Genomic DNA, 18,482 nt, shown 5'->3' with positions numbered 1-18,482 from the left:
AGAGGTGACCGTTTATGCCAGCCCAATTATTGTTGAATTTATTTATAGCTTTGCTCTGGATGCTCCTAATGGATGAAGACGAGTTGAAGTTTACGACTTTCTTTGCCGGCTTCCTAGTAGGGATTGGAATCATATTTTTCATGCACCGATTTTTTGGTACCCAATTTTACTTGCGCCGCTTGTACGCAACCATCAAGTTGCTCTTCATCTTCATTTCTGAGTTGACCAAATCCAGTATCGTCGTATTGAAACAGATTCTAAGCCCGACGCTCAATATTAAACCAGGAATTTTTAAATATGAAACTGTATTGGAAAGTGATTCGGAAGTGACGTTGCTATCATTGCTTTTGACATTGACCCCGGGTTCTGTCGTCATGGAAGTATCCCCTGAGGGAAATGTACTTTACATCCACGCGATGGACGTCGAACAATCACGTGATGGACTCTTAATGCAGTTGCATAACTTTGAAAGAGCGATCATGGAGGTGACCCGCTAATGATTCAAGTAATGCTAACAACTTCGCTCATATTATTTTCGATAACAATAGCCATTGCTGTCATACGGATTATACTCGGACCATCTATGCCGGATCGGGTTATAGGGCTTGATGTCATAGGTGTCAATTTAATTGCGACGATAGCGGTCATTTCAGTAATGATGAACACAAAATCGTTTTTAGAAGTCATTCTCATAATGGGAATTCTATCGTTCATTGGAACAATCGCCTTCTCGAAATTCATTGAGAGGGGTGTTATTGTTGAACGTAAACGCGATCGGTGAATTTTTAGGTGCATTTCTAATCTTGCTAGGCGGAATTGCTAGCCTAATCAGCGTGTTCGGACTGCTTCGTTTACCTGACGTTTACACGAGATCCCATGCTGCAACGAAGAGCTCGACGCTCTCTGTATTACTAACTTTGTCAGGTGCTTTCATTTACTTTTTGTTTAGTCAACACTTCGTAAGTGTTCGTCTACTGCTTGGAATTGTTTTTGTCTTTCTGACTGCACCGGTTGCCGGGCATGTGATTGTCCGTGCAGCTTACCGTTCGAATGTAAAACTTGCAGCGATTTCTACTGAGGATGAATTGTATGATGTATTGCATAAGGATAAAAAAGAGGAGGATGGGACTGGCGACTAGAGTCGCCGGTCTATCCTTTTATTTGATTATATGAAGGACTAGAAGGCATGTTGCGAATGGGGCAGAATCGGCTTGATTGAGCAAGAGATGCCATCATTGAATAGTACGAGAATATACGTAAAAGTGGAAAAGCGGGACGCAAATGCGCTCCGTTTTTCCACTTTAAGACTGCGGCTGCTGGGAACAACGAGATCGACAGCATTACTATTCGCGTAATTCACGATTGTTGGTCCGACGACCCCATGTTTAATGACAAGTTGATGAGGGGTGTGTAACTGCTCAAAAGGCTCCTTAATCGGCGTTGGATGTTTCTTGCGGATGATAATACAAATCATCGCTTCCGGCATTGTAAGCGACGAGTTATGAGTTTTCCGAGCCGTCATTGCAGTTTAGTCGTGCTACGTTCTAGCAGAAAGTCTGGATTTCGTCCATGCACGTACATTGAAATACTGATGAACGAATAAACATTCAAACCATTGTTTGATTAACCTTGCAACTTCTCGGAATTTTGCATATACTAATTACAATCAAACAAACATTTGAATGAGGTGTATATAGGATGATAAAAGAAGTGTGTGAAGTGGTATCAGTTCATGAAGAAGTCGTTGAAAGTGTACAGAAAGCGCTCCCGGATTTAGGAGCGGCAGTAGGGATATTCAAAGCGTTAGCAGATGAAACAAGATTGAAAATCGCTTATTCCCTGACGATAGAAGAAGAAATGTGTGTCTGCGATGTTGCGGCAGTCATTGGTTCTTCAGTCGCTACTGCATCCCATCATTTACGGTATTTGCGCGTTCAAGCACTTGCTAAGTCCAGGAAAAAAGGGAAAATGGTCTACTATTCACTTGCAGATGATCACATCTACAAACTAGTGAAGATTGCACATGAGCATGCGATTGAAGGTGTTGAATTTGACAACGGTTGAAAAACAAGAATATCGGCTTGAGAATCTGACTTGTGCCAGTTGTGCCATGAAGTTCGAAAATAACGTCAAAAAATTACCATCTGTACAAGAAGCGCAAGTGAATTTTGGTGCTTCTAAATTAGCATTCAGCGGTACCGCAAGTATAGAAGACCTTGAAGCAGCGGGTGCTTTTGATGGTATTAAAGTGGTTTCGCTACAGCGTAAGGTAATTGAAGCGAAGATACCTTTCTTTAAACGCAAGGAAAATCTTGTTACACTTTTTTCGCTTATCTTTTTAATAGTAGGGATGGCTATCTCATTCCTCTACTCAGAAACACATCCGGCGGCAATACTATTATTTGCCATAGCAATCGTAGTTGGCGGAGCGGGGATATTCAAAACAGGATTGCTAAACCTTGTTCGTTTTGAATTTGATATGAAAACACTAATGACCATTGCGATTATCGGCGCTGCAATCATTGGTGAATGGCGTGAAGGCGCGGTTGTTGTCTTTTTGTTCGCAGTCAGTGAAGCCTTGGAAGCCTATTCAATGAACAAAGCTCGGCAGTCAATCCGAAAGTTAATGGATATTGCACCGCCCTCTGCTTTGGTAAAACGCGGAGTAGAATTCGTGGAGCTTTTAACAGAAGACATCCGCGTCGGGGATATCCTCATCGTGAAACCTGGACAGAAGATTGCCATGGACGGTGCGATCCTGACGGGAGCATCTACAGTGAATCAAGCGGCGATTACAGGTGAATCCATTCCTGTTCTTAAAAAGCCAGGTGATAATGTGTTTGCGGGAACACTCAATGAAGAAGGAGCGCTCGAAGTAACGGTCACGAAGCTTGTTGGGGATACAACAATTGCGAAAATTATCCACCTAGTAGAAGAAGCACAGGCGGAAAAAGCGCCATCGCAAAAATTTGTCGATGAATTTGCCAACTATTACACACCTGTTATTATCGTGATAGCCATTTTAGTGGCTATCATTCCTCCTTTACTTGGTGGGGATTGGAGCGCTTGGATTTATCAAGGACTCGCAGTACTTGTCGTCGGTTGTCCGTGTGCGCTTGTAGTTTCCACGCCGGTAGCGATCGTGACCGCAATTGGAAACGCTGCGCGTCAAGGCGTACTTATTAAAGGCGGTATCCACCTTGAAGAGACGGGAAGGCTTAATGTTGTCGCTTTCGATAAAACAGGCACATTAACAAAAGGCTATCCGGAAGTAACAGATTTCATTCCTAGTGATGAAGGAAGTCGAGTACAATTACTAAATGCAATTGCAGCCGTCGAATCGTTGTCACAGCATCCGCTTGCGAAAGCTGTCGTTGATTATGCGCATGCATTCGGTGCTCAGAAAGTTCGGGTTTCAAATTTCCAATCAGTAACTGGAAAAGGAGCTTATGCTGAGGTTGATGGCGTGAGGACTTATATCGGAAGTATCAGTTGGGCGCAGGAGCTGTCATCGTTGCCGGAATCAGTCTTACACCAAGCGGCATCTCTACAACAGGAAGGGAAGTCAGTGATGGCTATTGTATCAGGATCGGTGTTCGGTGGATTGCTGGCAGTAACGGACCCGATTCGCGCGGAAAGCCGTGAGGTTCTTCAACAATTGAAGAGTATTGGAATCCGTCATTCAGTTATGTTGACAGGAGATCACCAGGTGACGGCAGAAGCAATTGCTGCTGAATTGGGCGTTACGGATGTGCGTGCCGGTCTGATGCCTGAAGACAAACTGACAGCAATTAAACAATTGAGCAAACAATATGGCCGTGTCGCCATGGTTGGTGACGGAATCAATGACGCCCCTGCTTTAGCGGCAGCATCTGTCGGGATTGCCATGGGCGGGGCAGGAACGGACGCCGCTCTTGAAACAGCTGATATTGCACTGATGGCTGACGATTTAGAAAAACTGCCCTATACAATAAAACTTAGCCGAAAAACATTGCGAATCATCAAAGAAAACATTATGTTTGCATTAGGCTTAAAAATTATTGCGCTGCTCCTTATCATTCCCGGTTGGCTAACATTATGGATTGCCATCTTCGCGGATATGGGTGCGACATTACTCGTTGTACTGAACTCGCTTCGTTTGTTGCGTGTTAATAAGTAAGCAGGTTCTAAACGGAGGCGGAATTGAATGCATTTAAAAGAATGGACCATGGAAGAGCAGGAACAGTTAATTCACTTTATCACTACAAATACGTGGCCTTTCCACGGCAACTCTGATCCCGGTCGCCATCTGATTGAAAAAACAATTGAAGAAGGCGGATATGGGTCGGATGAAGTGAAAACATTCTGGGTAGAAAATGAAAACGAGGAAAAAGTGGGCATTGTGAAGATATACGATTTACAAGATGCCATTCCGTTATTCGATTTACGAATAGCGGATATGTCGAGAGGGCACGGCTACGGACCCAAAGCACTAAGGCTTGTAGCAGAATATGTATTTAATTTATTTGGCAATAAAATACGTCTCGAAGGTCACACAAGGCAGGATAACTTAGCGATGCGAAAAACGTTTGAACGGGCAGGTTTTGTTAAAGAAGCGCATCTTCGGAAAGCTTGGTTTTCACCAAAAGAGAATTCCTATTACGATGCAGTGACCTACGGTATAACACGCGAAGACTTTATGGCGGGGACGACGACTCCTGTCATTTGGGAAGATGGTGAGAAGTCAAGGAAGCCTGCAAGGACTCCGTTTATACCAAGCTTTTCGGATTCATTCGAATCGGAACGGTTGGTTATTCGTGCTCCAAAACTTGAAGATGCAATGGATGCCTGGAACGCAATACGAGATTCCTTACCTGCGCTTCGCAAGTGGATGCCGTGGGCGCAACCGGAACCTGAGCTGCATATGACAGAGGAGAGCTTACGAAAAGCAATTGCAAATTTCATCACGCGTGTTGACCTGCGCTTTCATATATACGAAAAAGAGACTGGCAAATTCGTTGGTTCGTCAGGGCTTCATCGAATTGATTGGTCGATTCCAAAATTTGAAATCGGTTACTGGTTGGCTACGGAATTTGAGGGTAGAGGCTATATGACCGAAGCTGTGAAATCTATTGAGCAATTTGCATTCGAACAACTGGGGGCCCGCAGAATAGAAATACGCTGTGACGAAGAAAACATGAAAAGTCGGAGCGTCGCTGAACGTGCTGGGTTTACGCTTGAAGGGATATTAAACCAAGATTCCTTATCACCGGACGGTAATGTTTTACGAAATACATGCATCTATGCGAAAATAGACTAATGAAAAGCGAAAGGCGCCGTCTAGCTCCGACAGGCATAAGTCAATCCAGCGGCGTGGCGCACTTTGCCACATAGCTGGATTGCTTATGACCCGAGGAGCTGGCGCCTGTAGCTAGACAAGAAAAGCGAAAGTAGCCGTCTCGCTACCAAAGTTTGAAAAAGTGCATTAGAAAGGGATGCCGACTTGAGTCGACATCCCTTTCGTTACACGCTCCGTTTTCCAGTAATGAGGTTGAAGATAAATACAACAACCGCAATTACAAGAAGAATATGAATTAGTCCTCCACCAATTTTAAAAACTAGACCTAATAACCAAAATACGAATAGTGCTACAATGATTAACCATAAAATTCGACCCAAATGCCTCACCCCTTTACTGTATGTATTCTAATATCTACCCCCTCTATCGAAAAGTTAAACGCAGAGTTTAGGAGACAGGAGTAATTTGGATTGAGTACGGGCATACATAACGGAGGCGTTACAGTTGGCAACACCGGGTATGGAAGACTATCTAGAACAGATTTATTTGCATATTGAAGCGAAAGGCGTTGCGCGTGTATCTGACGTTGCAGAATCATTGGCAGTTCTTCCTTCTTCCGTAACAAAAATGGCACAGCGTCTAGATAAAGAAGGGTATATTGTCTATGAACGTTACAAAGGTCTTGAGTTGACGGACAAAGGATCTGAATTCGGAAAAAGACTTGTACGGCGTCATGATCTTTTGGAACAGTTTCTCCGCATTATCGGGGTTGACGAAGTAAACATTTATGGGGACGTAGAAGGAATCGAACATCACCTTAGCTGGAATGCGATGGATCGAATAACAAATCTTGTTGAAGCGATGGGACAAGATGATGAGTTTGTTAGAAAGTTACGAGTAATGGATTTTGAGAAAGAGGTTGATAAGTAATGGAAGAACTTAAATCGGGTTATAAAGCAGAATTGGTAGTATTGGAGCAGGATGGTTCGAGGTGGGTATTGGATGGAGATGGCGATCATATTATGATGAACACATCCGATGCGGATGAGGACATTCAAGCAGGTGATAAAGTTAACGTCTTTCTTTATACAAACAGGCGTGGAGAACTTTCAGCGACCATGCAAATTCCACACATGACAGCTGACACTTTTGGGTGGGCACGTGTAATCAGAGTAGATGAACATGAAGGGGTCTACGTGGACATCGGCTCCTCTATCGAAGTGCTAGTTAATAAAAATGACATGCCAAAAGTGCGGGCGCTTTGGCCAAAAACGGATGATGCACTGTATATGACACTTCGTATGGATTTGGGCGGCACGATTTTTGGACGACTTGCAACGGAAGAACGCGTACTGGAACAAATTGTCGAAGCACCTTCATCCCTGTTCAATATGGATATAAAAGCTAGAGCGTACCGTCTGTTGCCAGTAGGATCATTCATGCTTAGTGTTTCGGAAAATTACCGTATCTTCATTCACAATACGGAACAGGAACGCGAACCCCGTCTCGGCCAGGAAATGAAAGTACGTATAATTGGTGTCCGTGAAGATGGAACATTGAATGGATCAATGCTCCCGCGTAAAGAGGAGCGTTTAGGCGACGACGCTGAAACAATTCTTCGTTACTTAGACAAAGCCAATGGGCGCATGTCGTTTACTGATAAGTCGACACCAGATGAGATTAAAGAAGTGTTCAATATGAGCAAAGCATCATTCAAGCGTGCGCTCGGTAAACTCATGAAAGAGGGCAGAATTGAACAAGGTGAAGGAAAGACATTATTGAAATAACACTGAAGCAAGGGAACTTTTTTGACCCCGAATCGTATTTATTCATGTAAAGAAGGGGGAATGTTCATTGAAACGTCTACTAACAACAATGATTGCAGCCGTATTAGCTATCGGAATTCTGGGACCGGCAACTGTAAGTGCGGAAGACCCGGTTATTAATGAGAAACTGGGTGTACCAATTGTCGTATATGGTGCAAACTTATCCGATGCTGAAAAAGAAAGCGTTAAAGAAAGTTTAGGCGTTGCAAATGAAGCAGAAGTTGAAGAAATCACCGTTGACGGCAGTGACCTTGTGAAATATATTAAAGATGGGAATAGTCAGGCAAGAATGTATTCTTCAGCTAAAATTACGAGGCAAGAAGAAGGCAAAGGACTCGTCATCAGTATTGTTACTGAAGATAACATTACACAAGTAACATCAGAAATATACGCTACAGCAATGCTAACAGCGGGTATTGAAGATGCAATTGTTGAAGTGGCGTCACCCAAAAAAGTGACGGGTCACTCAGCGCTTGTTGGTATATACAAAGCTTATGAAGTAACTGGCGAGAAGCTCGATACGGAGCGGACGGATGTTGCTAACGATGAATTGAATCTTGCGACGAAGTTTGCAAAAGAAACTGGAGTCGAGAGTGATAAAGTTGCCGAACTTCTAACGGATATTAAGAAACAAATTGCAGAGAAAAATCCTGCGACTAAGGAAGAAGTCGAAAAGATTGTGGCTGAACAGCTGAAGAAATACAATATCGAGTTAAGCGAAGCTGACCGTCAATTGCTAATTGACTTAATGGATAGGATAAGAAGTCTAGATATCGACTTTAATAAGATTTCTGAGCAACTTTCCGATATGTCAACTAAGATTAAAGATACAATAGGTGACATCGATCCAGGATTCTGGGATAAAGTGAAAGAGTTTTTCGCGAATCTGATCGAATCTGTTCAATCGTGGTTTAAGTAAACAAGTTCCGAATTGTGATGAAATTTCAGTGATTTAAATTTATGGAAAAGGAGCAATTTAAATGGAATTCGAATTTGTGGAATTAGGTGGGGACGCATTCGCGTTCCGTCATGAAGAAGATGGAAAGATGCTAGCAGAAATTACATGGACTATTCTTGGTGACGTCATGGTAATGGACCACACTTTCGTTTCCCCGGATTTACGTGGCCAAGGGGTTGCAAAAAAGATACTCGATCGCGCAGCTGACTACGCCCGTGAGCAGGAACTGAAAATGGAGCCGGTTTGTTCATACGTTGTAACAGCATTTGAGCGTTATAAAGACTACGACGACATCAAAGTATGATATAGACGCATAAAAGGCAATCCATTTAGTTATAGTAACTACGGATTGCCTTTTATATTTTACATAATGAAGTTTGGATCATTCGAATCCCTCACAGTAATGTAATGAAGTACAAAATACTCGTTAATACTGTAGCACCGGCGATCGTATACATCATGTCGGCTTGACTGAAAATTAGTTTTTTCTCCATTTGTAACGTCCCCTCTCGTCAAAAAAATGTAAATGGTGAATACTTATTTATTACCCGTTAGAATGAGAGTCAAACGTAATAAGCAGATTATGCAGGGGAGATGAAACCTATTCCCATGTAAAACGTATAGACATATATATAGCAATAAAGGAGGAGATATTTCGTGAAACGCACAGTAGAAAAAGTATTATCGATTATTAGTGCCGTCCTAACAGTGATAGGAGTAATTCTAAGCTTTGCAATACTGGCATTCTTGAATTTTATCAAGGCAGATCCTGCGTTCCAGGATGAATTCCGAACGGAGATATTATTGTTTGATCCGACGCTTAGTCCTGCAGATATTGAGGTTTTCTTTACAATCTTTAATTTCTTGGGTGGTTTTATGTGGTTAATCATTATTGCTTTGATCGTAAGTCTCATTTTGATAGTTATTGGACTCGTAAACATTTGGAATAACAAAAATCCAAAACTAGCTGGTATACTATTTATCATTGCTGGGGTATTGGGAGGATTTTTAAACATTACTTCAATACTTCTCTATATTTCTGGAATTCTATGTTTCACAAAGAAACCACCATTAACTAAGGAACCACAGTTTGTAGATGATCAATACAACGGAACGATGCGACCTTTATAAATGAAAAACGCTTTCCTCCATTTGGAGGAAAGCGTTTTTTATTTACTAAACAAGTACAGGCTGCCGAATACCATAGACGTACTGCGCAGTTTCAACCGGATATCCTTCAAAATGTTCTTCGAAGACATCAATCAGTTGGAAGCCTTGTTTTTCACAAAAGGCGCGTCCAATAGCGTTGTGTCCATCTATATAGACGAACAGTTGCTGCGCGTCAGAAAGTAATGATAACATGTGGTCGAATAGCTTTGTTCCATATCCATTTTGCTGATGGGAAGGTAAAATATACATAGCAGTCAATTCGGAATCACCATCTTCGTCTCTTTTCGTGAAGTTTGCGAAACCGATTGGAACACCTTGGTGTTCGGCTACCAATACATATGTTTTCTCCATACGCTTCATTATCATCGCATCCGAATAAGAGCGATGGATAAATGATTTTTGAACGTCTTTGGGAATGATACCTTTGTACGTTTCGCTCCAAGTGTGGAGAACAATTTGTTGAACGTGCATACTATCCTTGGCTGTCATCAGTCGGATCATCGCACTGTCACCTCTGCATTTCTTTTTGTTATTATACCAAAAAAAAGAGACAATAACTACCGATGTAATCAAATTGAAATATATGGGAGTGGGCTTTATATGGAATGGATTCACAAAGAATTTGAGAAATTAAGCGGCCGTGAAGTATACGAAATGTTGAAGTTGAGAGTTGATGTATTCAATGTTGAACAGGACTGTGCGTATCATGAAGTAGATGGTTATGATTACAATGCAATTCATCTATTTTGCTTAGATGAAGGGGGGATTGCTGCATATGCGCGGCTTCTTCCTGCACGTGTGAAGTATCCGGAGCCCTCGATTGGACGCGTAATAGTCAGACCAGACAAAAGAGGGACAGGTCTTGCACATGAACTGATGGAAAAGTGCCTTGATTACATTAGAAATGAATGGAGTCCAGAAAAAATCCGTCTGCAAGCACAGTCTCATCTTACAAGCTTTTACGGTAAACATGGATTTGAAGCCGTTTCCAAGCCTTATGACGATGGAGGGATTCCGCATATCGATATGTTTTTATATATTGATGATGAATGATAGTTTCTAAACGAGAAGATGAGGGTATACTCACTACATAACGCATCTTTATTATATTTTGGGAGGAATGATTTGAATGGCTCGTAAAAAAAATAACAATTTACTACTTGCGACGATTGCAGCAGGTGCATATGCCTACTTCAGTAAAAAGGAAAACAGAGATAAGGCACAAGTTGCTTTCGGAAATGTGAAGACAAAAGTTGATTCCTTTATTGAATCACAAAAGTTAAACCGTTCTTCCGACACAAAAGTTGGTCATTCGGATCCGTACGATCTTCAAGATAATAAAATGGTCAGTGAAGGGGCTCAAACAAGTGTCCATTATTATAACCAAGAAGTTGAAGACGACGTGAAGATGACGGCTGAAACAGACGGACTCTATCACAAAAAAGAATCAGATGAACCTATAGCGGAACAATCCAATAAATAGTATTGACGGATGGTACCAAAGGCGCTTCCCAATAAGGGAGTGCTTTTTTTTCCGAATATATCAGATACAACTAACAATTGAACAACGAGGTGATAAAAATGAATACGGTAACGGAAAGTCAACTACAAACAAAGTATGAAATGCAAATTGATAAAAAGGGAAAAAGGAATACAAACAGAGAAGTAGAAAACTTTTTTCGCTTAGAAGAAAAGTTATTAAACCATCTATACCGTTCTGAAAAAAAAGAAGCACAGCAAGTAGTGAAAGTAGTTCTGAATTGTGTTGCAGCCCGTACTAAGACCCACAAATATGATGCCGTAAAATATTACTTAATCACACTATCCTCGATAGTGGCAAGAAAGTTAGAGTGTACATCTCACTCTGCTAATAAGGCGCTGGATTTCAATTTAGAGTGTTTCATGTTGATAGCTGGTAAATTAAATGAAAAAAATACTGTTGAACTGGCATATGAATTGATAGAATATTATATACATGTATTTTCGAAGAGAAAACAGCCAGTACTGATGCATAGTACAGTAAATAATGTCATCAAGTACATTAATGAGAACGTGGAAACGTCTATGACTGTTGAGGAATTTGCGAAAAAGTACAGCATTAGTACGAGCCATTTATCTCGCATATTTAGAGAACATACCGGTATTACTCTAGTGGAGTACATAGCTATTCGTAAGGTCGAAGAATCTCAATACAATCTTCGTTTTTCTGAAGAGAAAATTTCTTGTATATCCGATAAATTTAACTTTTGCAATCAAAGCTATTTTACCCGTATGTTTAAAAAATATACGGGCCAAACGCCCAGACGGTTCCGAAGTAGTTTGGCGGGGGAGTATTTTCATTACAGTCTACCTATAGAAGAAACTGATTCTTTAAAGGTCAAACATTGTAATTGATTGTGCTATTAGGGTATAATTTCAGTAGTTTGAAATAGTGAAGGTGAGTTTATTGAAGAAGAAGATTGGGTTACTAACGATGTTACTGACTACTGCCATATTTCTAAGCGGATGTGCGGCCATCGAGAACAAAGAAGGTACATTTTATAATCTTTTTGTTAAGCCAATGGATTGGTCACTTAGTTTCTTCAGTGACTTCTTCAATGGGAGTTACGGTCTAGCGATTATCCTAATTACAGTATTAATACGAGTCATCCTTATGCCACTTATGTTGAAAAACTATAAGGCGCAACAGAACATGAAGATAAAAATGGATGCACTTCGTCCTGAGATGGAAGACATTCAGAAACGTTTGAAAGAAGCGAAAGAAAAAGAACTAAAAGATGAGCAAATGAAGCTTCAGCAAGAAATGATGGGGCTATATTCGAAGCATGGCGTCAACCCGCTTAACATGGGTTGTCTTCCGTTGATTATTCAGATGCCTGTCATCATGGGTCTCTACTTTGCTATCTTGAATTCCCCTGAAGTACAATCACACACGTTCCTTTGGTTTAACCTTGGGGAACCCGATATGATTATGATGGTACTTGCAGGTGCAGTTTACTTCGTTCAAGCACGTGTCTCACTTTGGACCATGCCTGAAACGCAGCAGAAACAGATGAAGGCTTTCATTTACTTGTCACCAATCATGATTATGTTCATTTCGTTTCAAGCGATGGCGGCATTACCCCTTTACTGGGCTGTTGGCGGACTTCTCCTTATCTTCCAAACGTATTTGGGGCGCAAGTTCTACTATAAGCATCCTGAGGTCGTAGTAGAAGGTGCTGAAGAAGTTATTATTGAAGAAAAAGAAAAAGAAAAAGAAAAAGAAGAAGTTAAAGAAATAGAGCTAGATAAAAAAGAAGATAAATGAGAGTAGGCTGAAGAGAAATCTTCGGTCTTTTTTTTGGAGGTATATACATGCAAGCAAAATGGTTGTTTGGAATCGGAATTGGGGCGACTGCAATAGCCTCTATCTATTACATTATCAAACTGAATTTAAACTTTGCTGTCCTATCAATGCTCGCACTATTTTCATTGACGAATGGAGCTCGTTCATTATCATTTCGTGACCAAGGTATGACGCGTGAGTCGAAATGGATGTTATGGATGTCACTCTTTTTTGGAACAGCATTTATTGTGGGACTCGTTGTTATTATTGTTGTTTGAAAAAGACGTACACTGGGAACTGAAATTTCCGGTGTGCGTCTTTTTATTAGGGCTACATCAAAAAGGCATATTTCTGCTTAGCCATCAGTACGATGAAAATGGAGGATGCTGAATAGACGACCATTTCATGTGCTGCCACGAGTTGTTAACTTAGTAAAATGAAATGATAGTTTACGCTGACTGCAAAGAAAAATGATGATAGAATATAGATATATATTGAGAAGGTAGGCTCGACAATGGGACGGAAAAACAATAAATATAATAAAGAAAATAATAAACGTGGTAAAGCTTTGACGTTCACGCTACTTATTTCTGGAATCCTTGTGACTGGCATGGTGACTTGGGTTGGGTTGAATAACTGGGATGTAGAGAATAGTGTACAAAAAGTCAAGGAAGTCATTGGCCTTCCGAGTTCGACGTTGAATGAAACTGTAGCTCCTGAAACGGAACTGAATGAACTGAACGATCCCGTGGAGAATGGCGACGATAAGTCAGAAGTGCCCGACGTAGCTGATCCGGATGCAGAGGGAATAAAAGAAGAGGGAAAAACGAATCAAAAACCCGTGAAACCAACTACTCCACCATCCATATCCTCTGGAAACGACAATACAGACGCTGGCACTACAGAAAAACCGGCTCTCTTGATTGACAAGGGTGGATATATTGCTGGGCAGGTACTTCCAAAAGAACCGAAATACGTTAAAAACATTTTGATAGCCAACAAAAAGTATCCATTGCCGAAAGATTATGCGGAGGGTGAGAGTAAAGAAGCGCGCACAGCCTTTGAAAAGATGGCGGCAGAAGCAAAACTATCACAGTACATTTTGACGGCTTTCAGCACGTATCGTTCGTATGATTATCAGACTGTCCTTTACGAGCGATATGTTGCGCGTGACGGTAAGAGTGCAGCCGATACATACAGTGCGCGCCCAGGTTATTCCGAACACCAAACAGGACTCGCATTTGACATTGGTGAAGTGAATTTCGAACAGCATTTTGCTTCATCATCATTTGGAGAAACAGGTGCGGGTAAATGGGTGGCAAAAAATGCGCATCGATTCGGTTTCATTATGCGATACCCTGAAGGAAAAGAACATGTCACGGGTTATATGCATGAATCGTGGCATTACCGCTATGTCGGAACAGAAGTCGCTACTGATATCTACAATAGGGGAATTACTCTGGAAGAATATCTTGGTATACAGTAAAGTAAAACCTACTCTGCATACTTCAAAAAAAGGGACGTACCGAATTAACGGTACGTCCCTTTCATTCTAATTTTATAATATTGGCGATAATAATCGAGAGACAGATTCCTTTAACTTAATCATACGTGAACGTTCCAAATACATGTCATATGTCAATTCAGTTGATAATTGCATATCCTGTTCAAACAGCTCAGCTAATTCATGTGACTTTTGTCGATCATAAATGAATGCATTGACTTCAAAGTTCAATTTAAAACTGCGTACATCGATATTGGCAGTTCCGACAGTCGAAAGTTCATCATCTACGACAATCTGTTTCGCATGCAGGAAACCGTTCTCATAAATATAAACACGGGCACCCGCTTTTAATAGCTTTCCAACATTCGAGTAGGTGGCCCAGTAAACAAACATGTGATCAGGCTTATTTGGTATCATTATTCGTACATCGATTCCTGAAAGACAAGCGATGCGTAGAGCATCCAGAAAGCTGATATCGGGAATGAAATAAGGTGTTTGGATATAGATATACTTTTTCGCAATGAATATCATTTTTAGATAACCGTCTTTAATTTGTTCCCACTCGGAATCAGGCCCGCTAGAAACGATTTGCATACCGACTGAACCTTTTCTTGGGATTGCGGGGAAAAAATGTTCCGCATATTCAATATCATTTTTTTCGGATGCTTGGTTCCAGTCCAATATAAATCTTGTCTGAAGAGGATGGACCGCGCTACCCTCAATTCTAAGATGTGTATCACGCCAATAGCCGAACTTCTTGTTGTGACCCAAGTATTCGTCACCGACATTGAATCCACCGACATATCCGATTCGGCCGTCGATAACAACTATTTTGCGATGATTCCGGAAATTCATCCGAGGGTTGATGAGTGGCATCGTAGCCGGAAAGAATGCTTCAACATCCCCGCCGTTATCAATCAGTTCTTGTAAATGTCTTTTGCGAAGTCCCCTAGAACCAATATCATCAAATAACACCCGCACTTTAACTCCTTGTTTTGCCTTTCGAATCAAAACGTTTAATATCCTTGTTCCAAGGGTATCGAGTTTGAAAATGTAGTATTGAAAATGGATGTGATCTTTTGCTTGTTCGAGGTCTTGAATAAGTGTGTCAAATTTAGCTGCCCCATCGTTAAAGACTTGAACGTCATTGTCTTGGGTCAAGACAGCATGGTTATTTCTTAGGTGAAGGTAAATCATGTCTTGGTAATGTGCAGTGTCATCTAGTCTAAACTCTAAGGTGTTTTCTTCGATTGCTTCAATTTGATAATCAATTAATTGATCAATTCCGATCTTATTCCGACCTTCCCAGCGAAAAAGATGTTTTTCCCTAAGTCGCCTGCCAAGCAAAAGGTAGATGAAGAAACCAAAGAATGGTATGAAAAATATGACAAGGAGCCATGCCCAAGTTGAGGTAGGGTCTCTTCTTTCTAGAAAAATAAGAGCAATTGCAAGAAATATATTCAAGATAAAAACTGCTATCACTGAAATGCTGATAAGTTGACTCATTAGCTACCTCCTTCAGAAATGATGCCTATTTCATTAGTATAACGGATAACTAAGGAAAATGAAGATAATAGTGACAATTGGAACAATAAAGCCTACTTGACTGGTTGGTATTAAAAGTATAGAGTATAATTTGTACTTTACGCCATTATTAATAATAGGAGGAAAAAATGTGGATATATTATTGCTGATTTTGAATATCGTCGGCTTGCTACTGCTAGTCGGTATACTATATAGTATGCATCGCAAAAAGGTTTCGTTTTCAAAACGTGTTTTTACTGCACTTGGGCTCGGGATTGTATACGGACTCATTTTAAATTTTGCTTACGGGACAGAATCGTCCATACTGCAAGAGTCAATGCCGTGGTTCAACTTGATAGGAACAGGTTACGTCAAGTTACTCCAGATGATTGTTATGCCACTTGTTTTCATATCAATACTTGGGGCATTCACAAAGATAACAATCGGTAAAAATTTCGGGAAAATGGCCGGATTAATATTAGGGCTTCTCGTTGGTACAACGGCGATTGCCGCAGTCATCGGGATTGCTGCGACAGTTTTATTTGGACTTGATGCAACTGAAATTGTGCAAGGGGATGCTGAAGTTGCTCGCGGCGTTGAGATTGAAGAACGTTCCGTTGATGTAGCAGATCGCGCATTACCAGATCAGATAATCGACTTATTTCCGGCGAATCCGTTCCTTGATATGACGGGTGCACGACCAACATCAACAATTGGGGTTGTCATTTTTGCTGCATTTCTCGGTTTTGCATACTTGACGCTAACGAGAAGAGACGAGAAAAATGCGGCTACCGTTAAAAAAGGAATCGATGCTATTTATTCTTTAATCATGGGCGTAGTAAAAATAGTATTGCGGTTGACGCCTTATGGGATTTTAGCAATTATTGCGCGCACTGTCGCAATGTCTGACTTTGCTGCCATCTTTAGTCTAGGTAAATTTGTGCTCGCGTCCTATGTTGCAATTATTGTCATGTTTGGTATTCACTTAATTATTATTGCGTTATGTGGTTTGAATCCAATCACATACTTGAAAAAAGTAGCAGAAGCATTAATTTTTGCATTCTCCTCACGGTCGAGTGCAGGAGCACTTCCACTTAATATCGATACACAGACCAAACGTCTTGGTGTACCTGATGGAATTGCTAACTTTGCAGGGTCGTTTGGTTTGTCAATCGGTCAAAATGGATGTGCAGGAATCTATCCGGCGATGCTTGCAGTTATGATTGCACCTTCTGTTGGACAAAATCCACTTGAACCGACATTCCTTGTTACATTGATCGCTATCGTGGCAATCAGTTCATTTGGAGTTGCCGGTGTGGGTGGGGGAGCGACATTTGCAGCCATTCTAGTTTTATCGGCACTTAACTTGCCAGTCGTACTAGCAGGACTCTTGATTTCGGTAGAACCGCTTATTGATATGGGCCGTACAGCATTGAACGTCAACGGTTCGATGATGGCTGGTGTTACGACTGCACGAGTAACAGGTGAACTGGATAAAGATTTGTACAATGCCCCACTTGAAAAACAGACTGTTGAAGTGTAAATTGTTGTTTCATAAAAAATACCGCAGAAGATATTAACATCTTCTGCGGTAAAAATAAAGGCAACCTCTCATTAATTTAGAGAGGTTGCCTTTATTATTTTGGTTAATTATTCAGTCGCCGTATCCAAGTTCCGCAACGATTTAGCAGACTTTCTATACGCAAAGATTAACACAATAGAAAGGAGTGCAAGAACTGCAGAGATGTAATACATATTGCCGGCTTCTTGTGTGAAAATCCAGGTAAATAAGAGCGGACCGATAATGCGTCCCATATTATCCATGGAATACGTCATTCCAGCGGCGGTTCCATATTTACCACCTGATTCTTTTGTTGTTAGTGAAACGAGTACTGTCCGTGCAAGTGCGTACCCAGCAGTGAAAACGCTGAGTGCAAAGCCTGCCCAGAAGAGACTGGATGAGAATGGGATTAGGAAAAGTCCGACTGCAGTAACAATCTGCGCTCCGATAATCCATTTCGTTTCTGTGCCGTTTTTCACCCGTCGGACGACCCCACCTTGAATTGCCGCATCGACAAATCCACTAGCCATAAATAAGTAACCAAGCTGTAGCGGTGTGATTTCAATTTTCGAGATTTGGAACAATTGGAACGTTGATTCAAGTCCCGCTAGAAGGAACGTTATCATGAAGGAGAACAGGAACAAATAGCGGATTCGGTATTGCCAAAGTGTTGCCGCTCCTTTTGGGAGGATTGCGCGTTTATTGGCCACACCACGCCGTTCAGGCTCTTTTAAAATAACTCCCGCATAAACCATAAGAAGTACTGTTAATAAACCGGACGCTAGAAACGGTAATTGAAGGCTAACATTACCAAGTACACCGCCAATTGCAGGGCCGAATATAAAACCGAGACCAATCGACATGCCAAGTAGACCCATGTATTTGTTGCGGTTTTCTTCATCTGTCATATCTGCTACGAACCCTGTTACGGCAGTGTAAAGTGCCCCAGAGAATATTCCACCTACAACACGCGAAGCATATAGCAACGGCAAGTTCTCTAGGAATAGCGCGAACAAGAAGAAGCTAAGACTAAAGCCAATAAGGCCTATCAAAATTAGTTTTTTTCTACCTGTACGATCTGAGAAAACACCCCAAAGCGGTGCAGTGAAAAATGAGGCGAGTGCGTAAATGGTCAGCAGTCCGCCGACATGCACTTCGGAATAACCTTGCTGCAAGATGACTTCGGGAAGAATCGGGATAATGATTCCAAACCCGAGGTAAACAAAGAATTGCACGGACATAAGAAGAAGGATTGCTTTTTTCATGATTAAACCTACTTTCTCTCAAATCACTACTTTCATTTTACCCGTCATGCCCTAAACGTACAATGGATAAG

Annotated in this window: 23 protein-coding genes; 18 read left to right on the top strand and 5 right to left on the bottom strand. The window is 41.3% G+C overall.

Annotated features, from left to right (window positions below; genetic code table 11):
• The first annotated feature begins 14 nt into the window (after positions 1 to 14).
• The 3 genes from AC25Y5_RS08160 to AC25Y5_RS08150 are packed head-to-tail and all read left to right on the top strand — an operon-like array spanning position 15 to position 1,139.
• Positions 15 to 497: a Na+/H+ antiporter subunit E gene (locus AC25Y5_RS08160; protein WP_488139873.1), complete on the top strand. Its 483-nt coding sequence runs from the start codon at positions 15 to 17 to the stop codon at positions 495 to 497.
• Positions 497 to 781 (top strand): Na(+)/H(+) antiporter subunit F1, encoded by a 285-nt coding sequence (locus AC25Y5_RS08155; protein ID WP_482101459.1) that lies wholly within the window; start codon positions 497 to 499, stop codon positions 779 to 781. Before AC25Y5_RS08160 ends, AC25Y5_RS08155 begins: the two co-directional genes overlap by 1 nt.
• Positions 759 to 1,139 carry a Na+/H+ antiporter subunit G gene (locus AC25Y5_RS08150; protein ID WP_488140021.1) on the top strand — a complete coding sequence of 127 codons (381 nt, stop codon included), beginning with the start codon at positions 759 to 761 and terminating at the stop codon, positions 1,137 to 1,139. The genes AC25Y5_RS08155 and AC25Y5_RS08150 overlap by 23 nt, the downstream gene beginning before the upstream one ends.
• Before the next feature lie 38 nt (positions 1,140 to 1,177).
• Here AC25Y5_RS08150 and AC25Y5_RS08145 read toward each other — a convergent pair whose 3' ends face one another.
• Positions 1,178 to 1,522: a hypothetical protein gene (locus tag AC25Y5_RS08145; protein ID WP_488139872.1), complete on the bottom strand. Its 345-nt coding sequence runs from the start codon at positions 1,520 to 1,522 to the stop codon at positions 1,178 to 1,180.
• 176 nt (positions 1,523 to 1,698) lie between these two features.
• Here AC25Y5_RS08145 and AC25Y5_RS08140 point away from each other — a divergent pair, with 176 nt between their 5' ends.
• Genes AC25Y5_RS08140 through AC25Y5_RS08130 form a run of 3 tightly spaced genes read left to right on the top strand, consistent with a single transcriptional unit; the run spans position 1,699 to position 5,299 of the window.
• On the top strand, positions 1,699 to 2,064 hold the full coding sequence (locus tag AC25Y5_RS08140; protein WP_488139871.1) for an ArsR/SmtB family transcription factor: 366 nt from the start codon (positions 1,699 to 1,701) through the stop codon (positions 2,062 to 2,064).
• Positions 2,051 to 4,159, top strand: a complete 2,109-nt coding sequence (locus tag AC25Y5_RS08135; RefSeq protein WP_488139870.1) for a heavy metal translocating P-type ATPase — start codon at positions 2,051 to 2,053, stop codon at positions 4,157 to 4,159. Before AC25Y5_RS08140 ends, AC25Y5_RS08135 begins: the two co-directional genes overlap by 14 nt.
• A 27-nt stretch (positions 4,160 to 4,186) precedes the next feature.
• Positions 4,187 to 5,299 (top strand): GNAT family N-acetyltransferase, encoded by a 1,113-nt coding sequence (locus AC25Y5_RS08130; RefSeq protein WP_488139869.1) that lies wholly within the window; start codon positions 4,187 to 4,189, stop codon positions 5,297 to 5,299.
• A 203-nt stretch (positions 5,300 to 5,502) separates the two neighbouring features.
• Here the strand turns inward: AC25Y5_RS08130 and AC25Y5_RS08125 are convergent, their stop codons facing one another.
• Positions 5,503 to 5,649: a lmo0937 family membrane protein gene (locus AC25Y5_RS08125; RefSeq protein WP_482101765.1), complete on the bottom strand. Its 147-nt coding sequence runs from the start codon at positions 5,647 to 5,649 to the stop codon at positions 5,503 to 5,505.
• A 133-nt stretch (positions 5,650 to 5,782) separates the two neighbouring features.
• Between AC25Y5_RS08125 and mntR the strand changes: the two genes are divergently transcribed.
• The 5 genes from mntR to AC25Y5_RS08100 all read left to right on the top strand — a co-directional run bounded on the left by mntR (position 5,783) and on the right by AC25Y5_RS08100 (position 9,193).
• Complete coding sequence (gene mntR, locus AC25Y5_RS08120) at positions 5,783 to 6,208, top strand: transcriptional regulator MntR (protein ID WP_482101454.1); 426 nt, start codon at positions 5,783 to 5,785, stop codon at positions 6,206 to 6,208.
• Positions 6,208 to 7,065, top strand: coding sequence for a CvfB family protein (locus tag AC25Y5_RS08115; RefSeq protein ID WP_488139868.1), 858 nt, complete (start codon positions 6,208 to 6,210; stop codon positions 7,063 to 7,065). Before mntR ends, AC25Y5_RS08115 begins: the two co-directional genes overlap by 1 nt.
• Positions 7,066 to 7,153: 88 nt before the next feature.
• Entirely contained in the window at positions 7,154 to 8,023 is an 870-nt protein-coding gene (locus AC25Y5_RS08110) for a DUF1002 domain-containing protein (RefSeq protein ID WP_488140020.1), read from the top strand.
• Between the two features lie 61 nt (positions 8,024 to 8,084).
• Complete coding sequence (locus tag AC25Y5_RS08105; RefSeq protein ID WP_488139867.1) at positions 8,085 to 8,366, top strand: GNAT family N-acetyltransferase; 282 nt, start codon at positions 8,085 to 8,087, stop codon at positions 8,364 to 8,366.
• A 353-nt stretch (positions 8,367 to 8,719) separates the two neighbouring features.
• Complete coding sequence (locus tag AC25Y5_RS08100; protein ID WP_488139866.1) at positions 8,720 to 9,193, top strand: DUF4064 domain-containing protein; 474 nt, start codon at positions 8,720 to 8,722, stop codon at positions 9,191 to 9,193.
• 45 nt (positions 9,194 to 9,238) lie between these two features.
• Here the strand turns inward: AC25Y5_RS08100 and AC25Y5_RS08095 are convergent, their stop codons facing one another.
• Positions 9,239 to 9,733, bottom strand: coding sequence for an N-acetyltransferase family protein (locus AC25Y5_RS08095; RefSeq protein ID WP_488139865.1), 495 nt, complete (start codon positions 9,731 to 9,733; stop codon positions 9,239 to 9,241).
• 99 nt (positions 9,734 to 9,832) lie between these two features.
• On the opposite strand from AC25Y5_RS08095, the gene AC25Y5_RS08090 reads away from it, so the two are divergent.
• The 6 genes from AC25Y5_RS08090 to AC25Y5_RS08065 all read left to right on the top strand — a co-directional run bounded on the left by AC25Y5_RS08090 (position 9,833) and on the right by AC25Y5_RS08065 (position 14,043).
• Entirely contained in the window at positions 9,833 to 10,285 is a 453-nt protein-coding gene (locus AC25Y5_RS08090; protein WP_488139864.1) for a GNAT family N-acetyltransferase, read from the top strand.
• 76 nt (positions 10,286 to 10,361) lie between these two features.
• Entirely contained in the window at positions 10,362 to 10,715 is a 354-nt protein-coding gene (locus tag AC25Y5_RS08085) for a hypothetical protein (RefSeq protein ID WP_488139863.1), read from the top strand.
• Between the two features lie 98 nt (positions 10,716 to 10,813).
• Positions 10,814 to 11,626 (top strand): helix-turn-helix domain-containing protein, encoded by an 813-nt coding sequence (locus tag AC25Y5_RS08080; RefSeq protein ID WP_488139862.1) that lies wholly within the window; start codon positions 10,814 to 10,816, stop codon positions 11,624 to 11,626.
• Positions 11,627 to 11,678: 52 nt separating this feature from the next.
• Positions 11,679 to 12,539, top strand: coding sequence for a membrane protein insertase YidC (yidC, locus tag AC25Y5_RS08075; RefSeq protein WP_488139861.1), 861 nt, complete (start codon positions 11,679 to 11,681; stop codon positions 12,537 to 12,539).
• A 47-nt stretch (positions 12,540 to 12,586) separates the two neighbouring features.
• On the top strand, positions 12,587 to 12,835 hold the full coding sequence (locus AC25Y5_RS08070) for a hypothetical protein (RefSeq protein ID WP_488139860.1): 249 nt from the start codon (positions 12,587 to 12,589) through the stop codon (positions 12,833 to 12,835).
• A 236-nt stretch (positions 12,836 to 13,071) separates the two neighbouring features.
• Complete coding sequence (locus tag AC25Y5_RS08065) at positions 13,072 to 14,043, top strand: M15 family metallopeptidase (RefSeq protein WP_488139859.1); 972 nt, start codon at positions 13,072 to 13,074, stop codon at positions 14,041 to 14,043.
• A 72-nt stretch (positions 14,044 to 14,115) separates the two neighbouring features.
• Here AC25Y5_RS08065 and cls read toward each other — a convergent pair whose 3' ends face one another.
• Positions 14,116 to 15,567, bottom strand: a complete 1,452-nt coding sequence (cls, locus tag AC25Y5_RS08060; protein WP_488139858.1) for a cardiolipin synthase — start codon at positions 15,565 to 15,567, stop codon at positions 14,116 to 14,118.
• A 235-nt stretch (positions 15,568 to 15,802) separates the two neighbouring features.
• Between cls and AC25Y5_RS08055 the strand changes: the two genes are divergently transcribed.
• The gene (locus AC25Y5_RS08055; protein ID WP_488140019.1) at positions 15,803 to 17,128 is read left to right on the top strand and encodes an L-cystine transporter; all 1,326 of its coding nucleotides are present in this window, start codon (positions 15,803 to 15,805) and stop codon (positions 17,126 to 17,128) included.
• A gap of 107 nt (positions 17,129 to 17,235) precedes the next feature.
• Here the strand turns inward: AC25Y5_RS08055 and AC25Y5_RS08050 are convergent, their stop codons facing one another.
• Positions 17,236 to 18,411, bottom strand: coding sequence for an MFS transporter (locus tag AC25Y5_RS08050; protein ID WP_488139857.1), 1,176 nt, complete (start codon positions 18,409 to 18,411; stop codon positions 17,236 to 17,238).
• Between the last annotated feature and the right edge of the window lie 71 nt (positions 18,412 to 18,482).

Source organism: Sporosarcina sp. Y1011 (genome assembly GCF_057669885.1).
This window is presented reverse-complemented; position numbering and strand designations above follow the sequence as displayed.

What these genes read in the sequence shown, in the direction of transcription:
- AC25Y5_RS08050 (WP_488139857.1), bottom strand. Translation starts at nt 18,411, where the DNA reads ATGAAAAAAGCAATCCTTCTTCTTATGTCCGTGCAATTCTTTGTTTAC.
- AC25Y5_RS08080 (WP_488139862.1), top strand. Translation starts at nt 10,814, where the DNA reads ATGAATACGGTAACGGAAAGTCAACTACAAACAAAGTATGAAATGCAA.
- cls (WP_488139858.1), bottom strand. Translation starts at nt 15,567, where the DNA reads ATGAGTCAACTTATCAGCATTTCAGTGATAGCAGTTTTTATCTTGAAT.
- AC25Y5_RS08105 (WP_488139867.1), top strand. Translation starts at nt 8,085, where the DNA reads ATGGAATTCGAATTTGTGGAATTAGGTGGGGACGCATTCGCGTTCCGT.
- AC25Y5_RS08110 (WP_488140020.1), top strand. Translation starts at nt 7,154, where the DNA reads ATGATTGCAGCCGTATTAGCTATCGGAATTCTGGGACCGGCAACTGTA.
- AC25Y5_RS08140 (WP_488139871.1), top strand. Translation starts at nt 1,699, where the DNA reads ATGATAAAAGAAGTGTGTGAAGTGGTATCAGTTCATGAAGAAGTCGTT.
- AC25Y5_RS08055 (WP_488140019.1), top strand. Translation starts at nt 15,803, where the DNA reads ATGCATCGCAAAAAGGTTTCGTTTTCAAAACGTGTTTTTACTGCACTT.
- AC25Y5_RS08090 (WP_488139864.1), top strand. Translation starts at nt 9,833, where the DNA reads ATGGAATGGATTCACAAAGAATTTGAGAAATTAAGCGGCCGTGAAGTA.
- AC25Y5_RS08130 (WP_488139869.1), top strand. Translation starts at nt 4,187, where the DNA reads ATGCATTTAAAAGAATGGACCATGGAAGAGCAGGAACAGTTAATTCAC.
- AC25Y5_RS08155 (WP_482101459.1), top strand. Translation starts at nt 497, where the DNA reads ATGATTCAAGTAATGCTAACAACTTCGCTCATATTATTTTCGATAACA.
- AC25Y5_RS08095 (WP_488139865.1), bottom strand. Translation starts at nt 9,733, where the DNA reads ATGATCCGACTGATGACAGCCAAGGATAGTATGCACGTTCAACAAATT.
- AC25Y5_RS08085 (WP_488139863.1), top strand. Translation starts at nt 10,362, where the DNA reads ATGGCTCGTAAAAAAAATAACAATTTACTACTTGCGACGATTGCAGCA.
- AC25Y5_RS08160 (WP_488139873.1), top strand. Translation starts at nt 15, where the DNA reads ATGCCAGCCCAATTATTGTTGAATTTATTTATAGCTTTGCTCTGGATG.
- AC25Y5_RS08070 (WP_488139860.1), top strand. Translation starts at nt 12,587, where the DNA reads ATGCAAGCAAAATGGTTGTTTGGAATCGGAATTGGGGCGACTGCAATA.
- AC25Y5_RS08115 (WP_488139868.1), top strand. Translation starts at nt 6,208, where the DNA reads ATGGAAGAACTTAAATCGGGTTATAAAGCAGAATTGGTAGTATTGGAG.
- AC25Y5_RS08065 (WP_488139859.1), top strand. Translation starts at nt 13,072, where the DNA reads ATGGGACGGAAAAACAATAAATATAATAAAGAAAATAATAAACGTGGT.
- AC25Y5_RS08145 (WP_488139872.1), bottom strand. Translation starts at nt 1,522, where the DNA reads ATGACGGCTCGGAAAACTCATAACTCGTCGCTTACAATGCCGGAAGCG.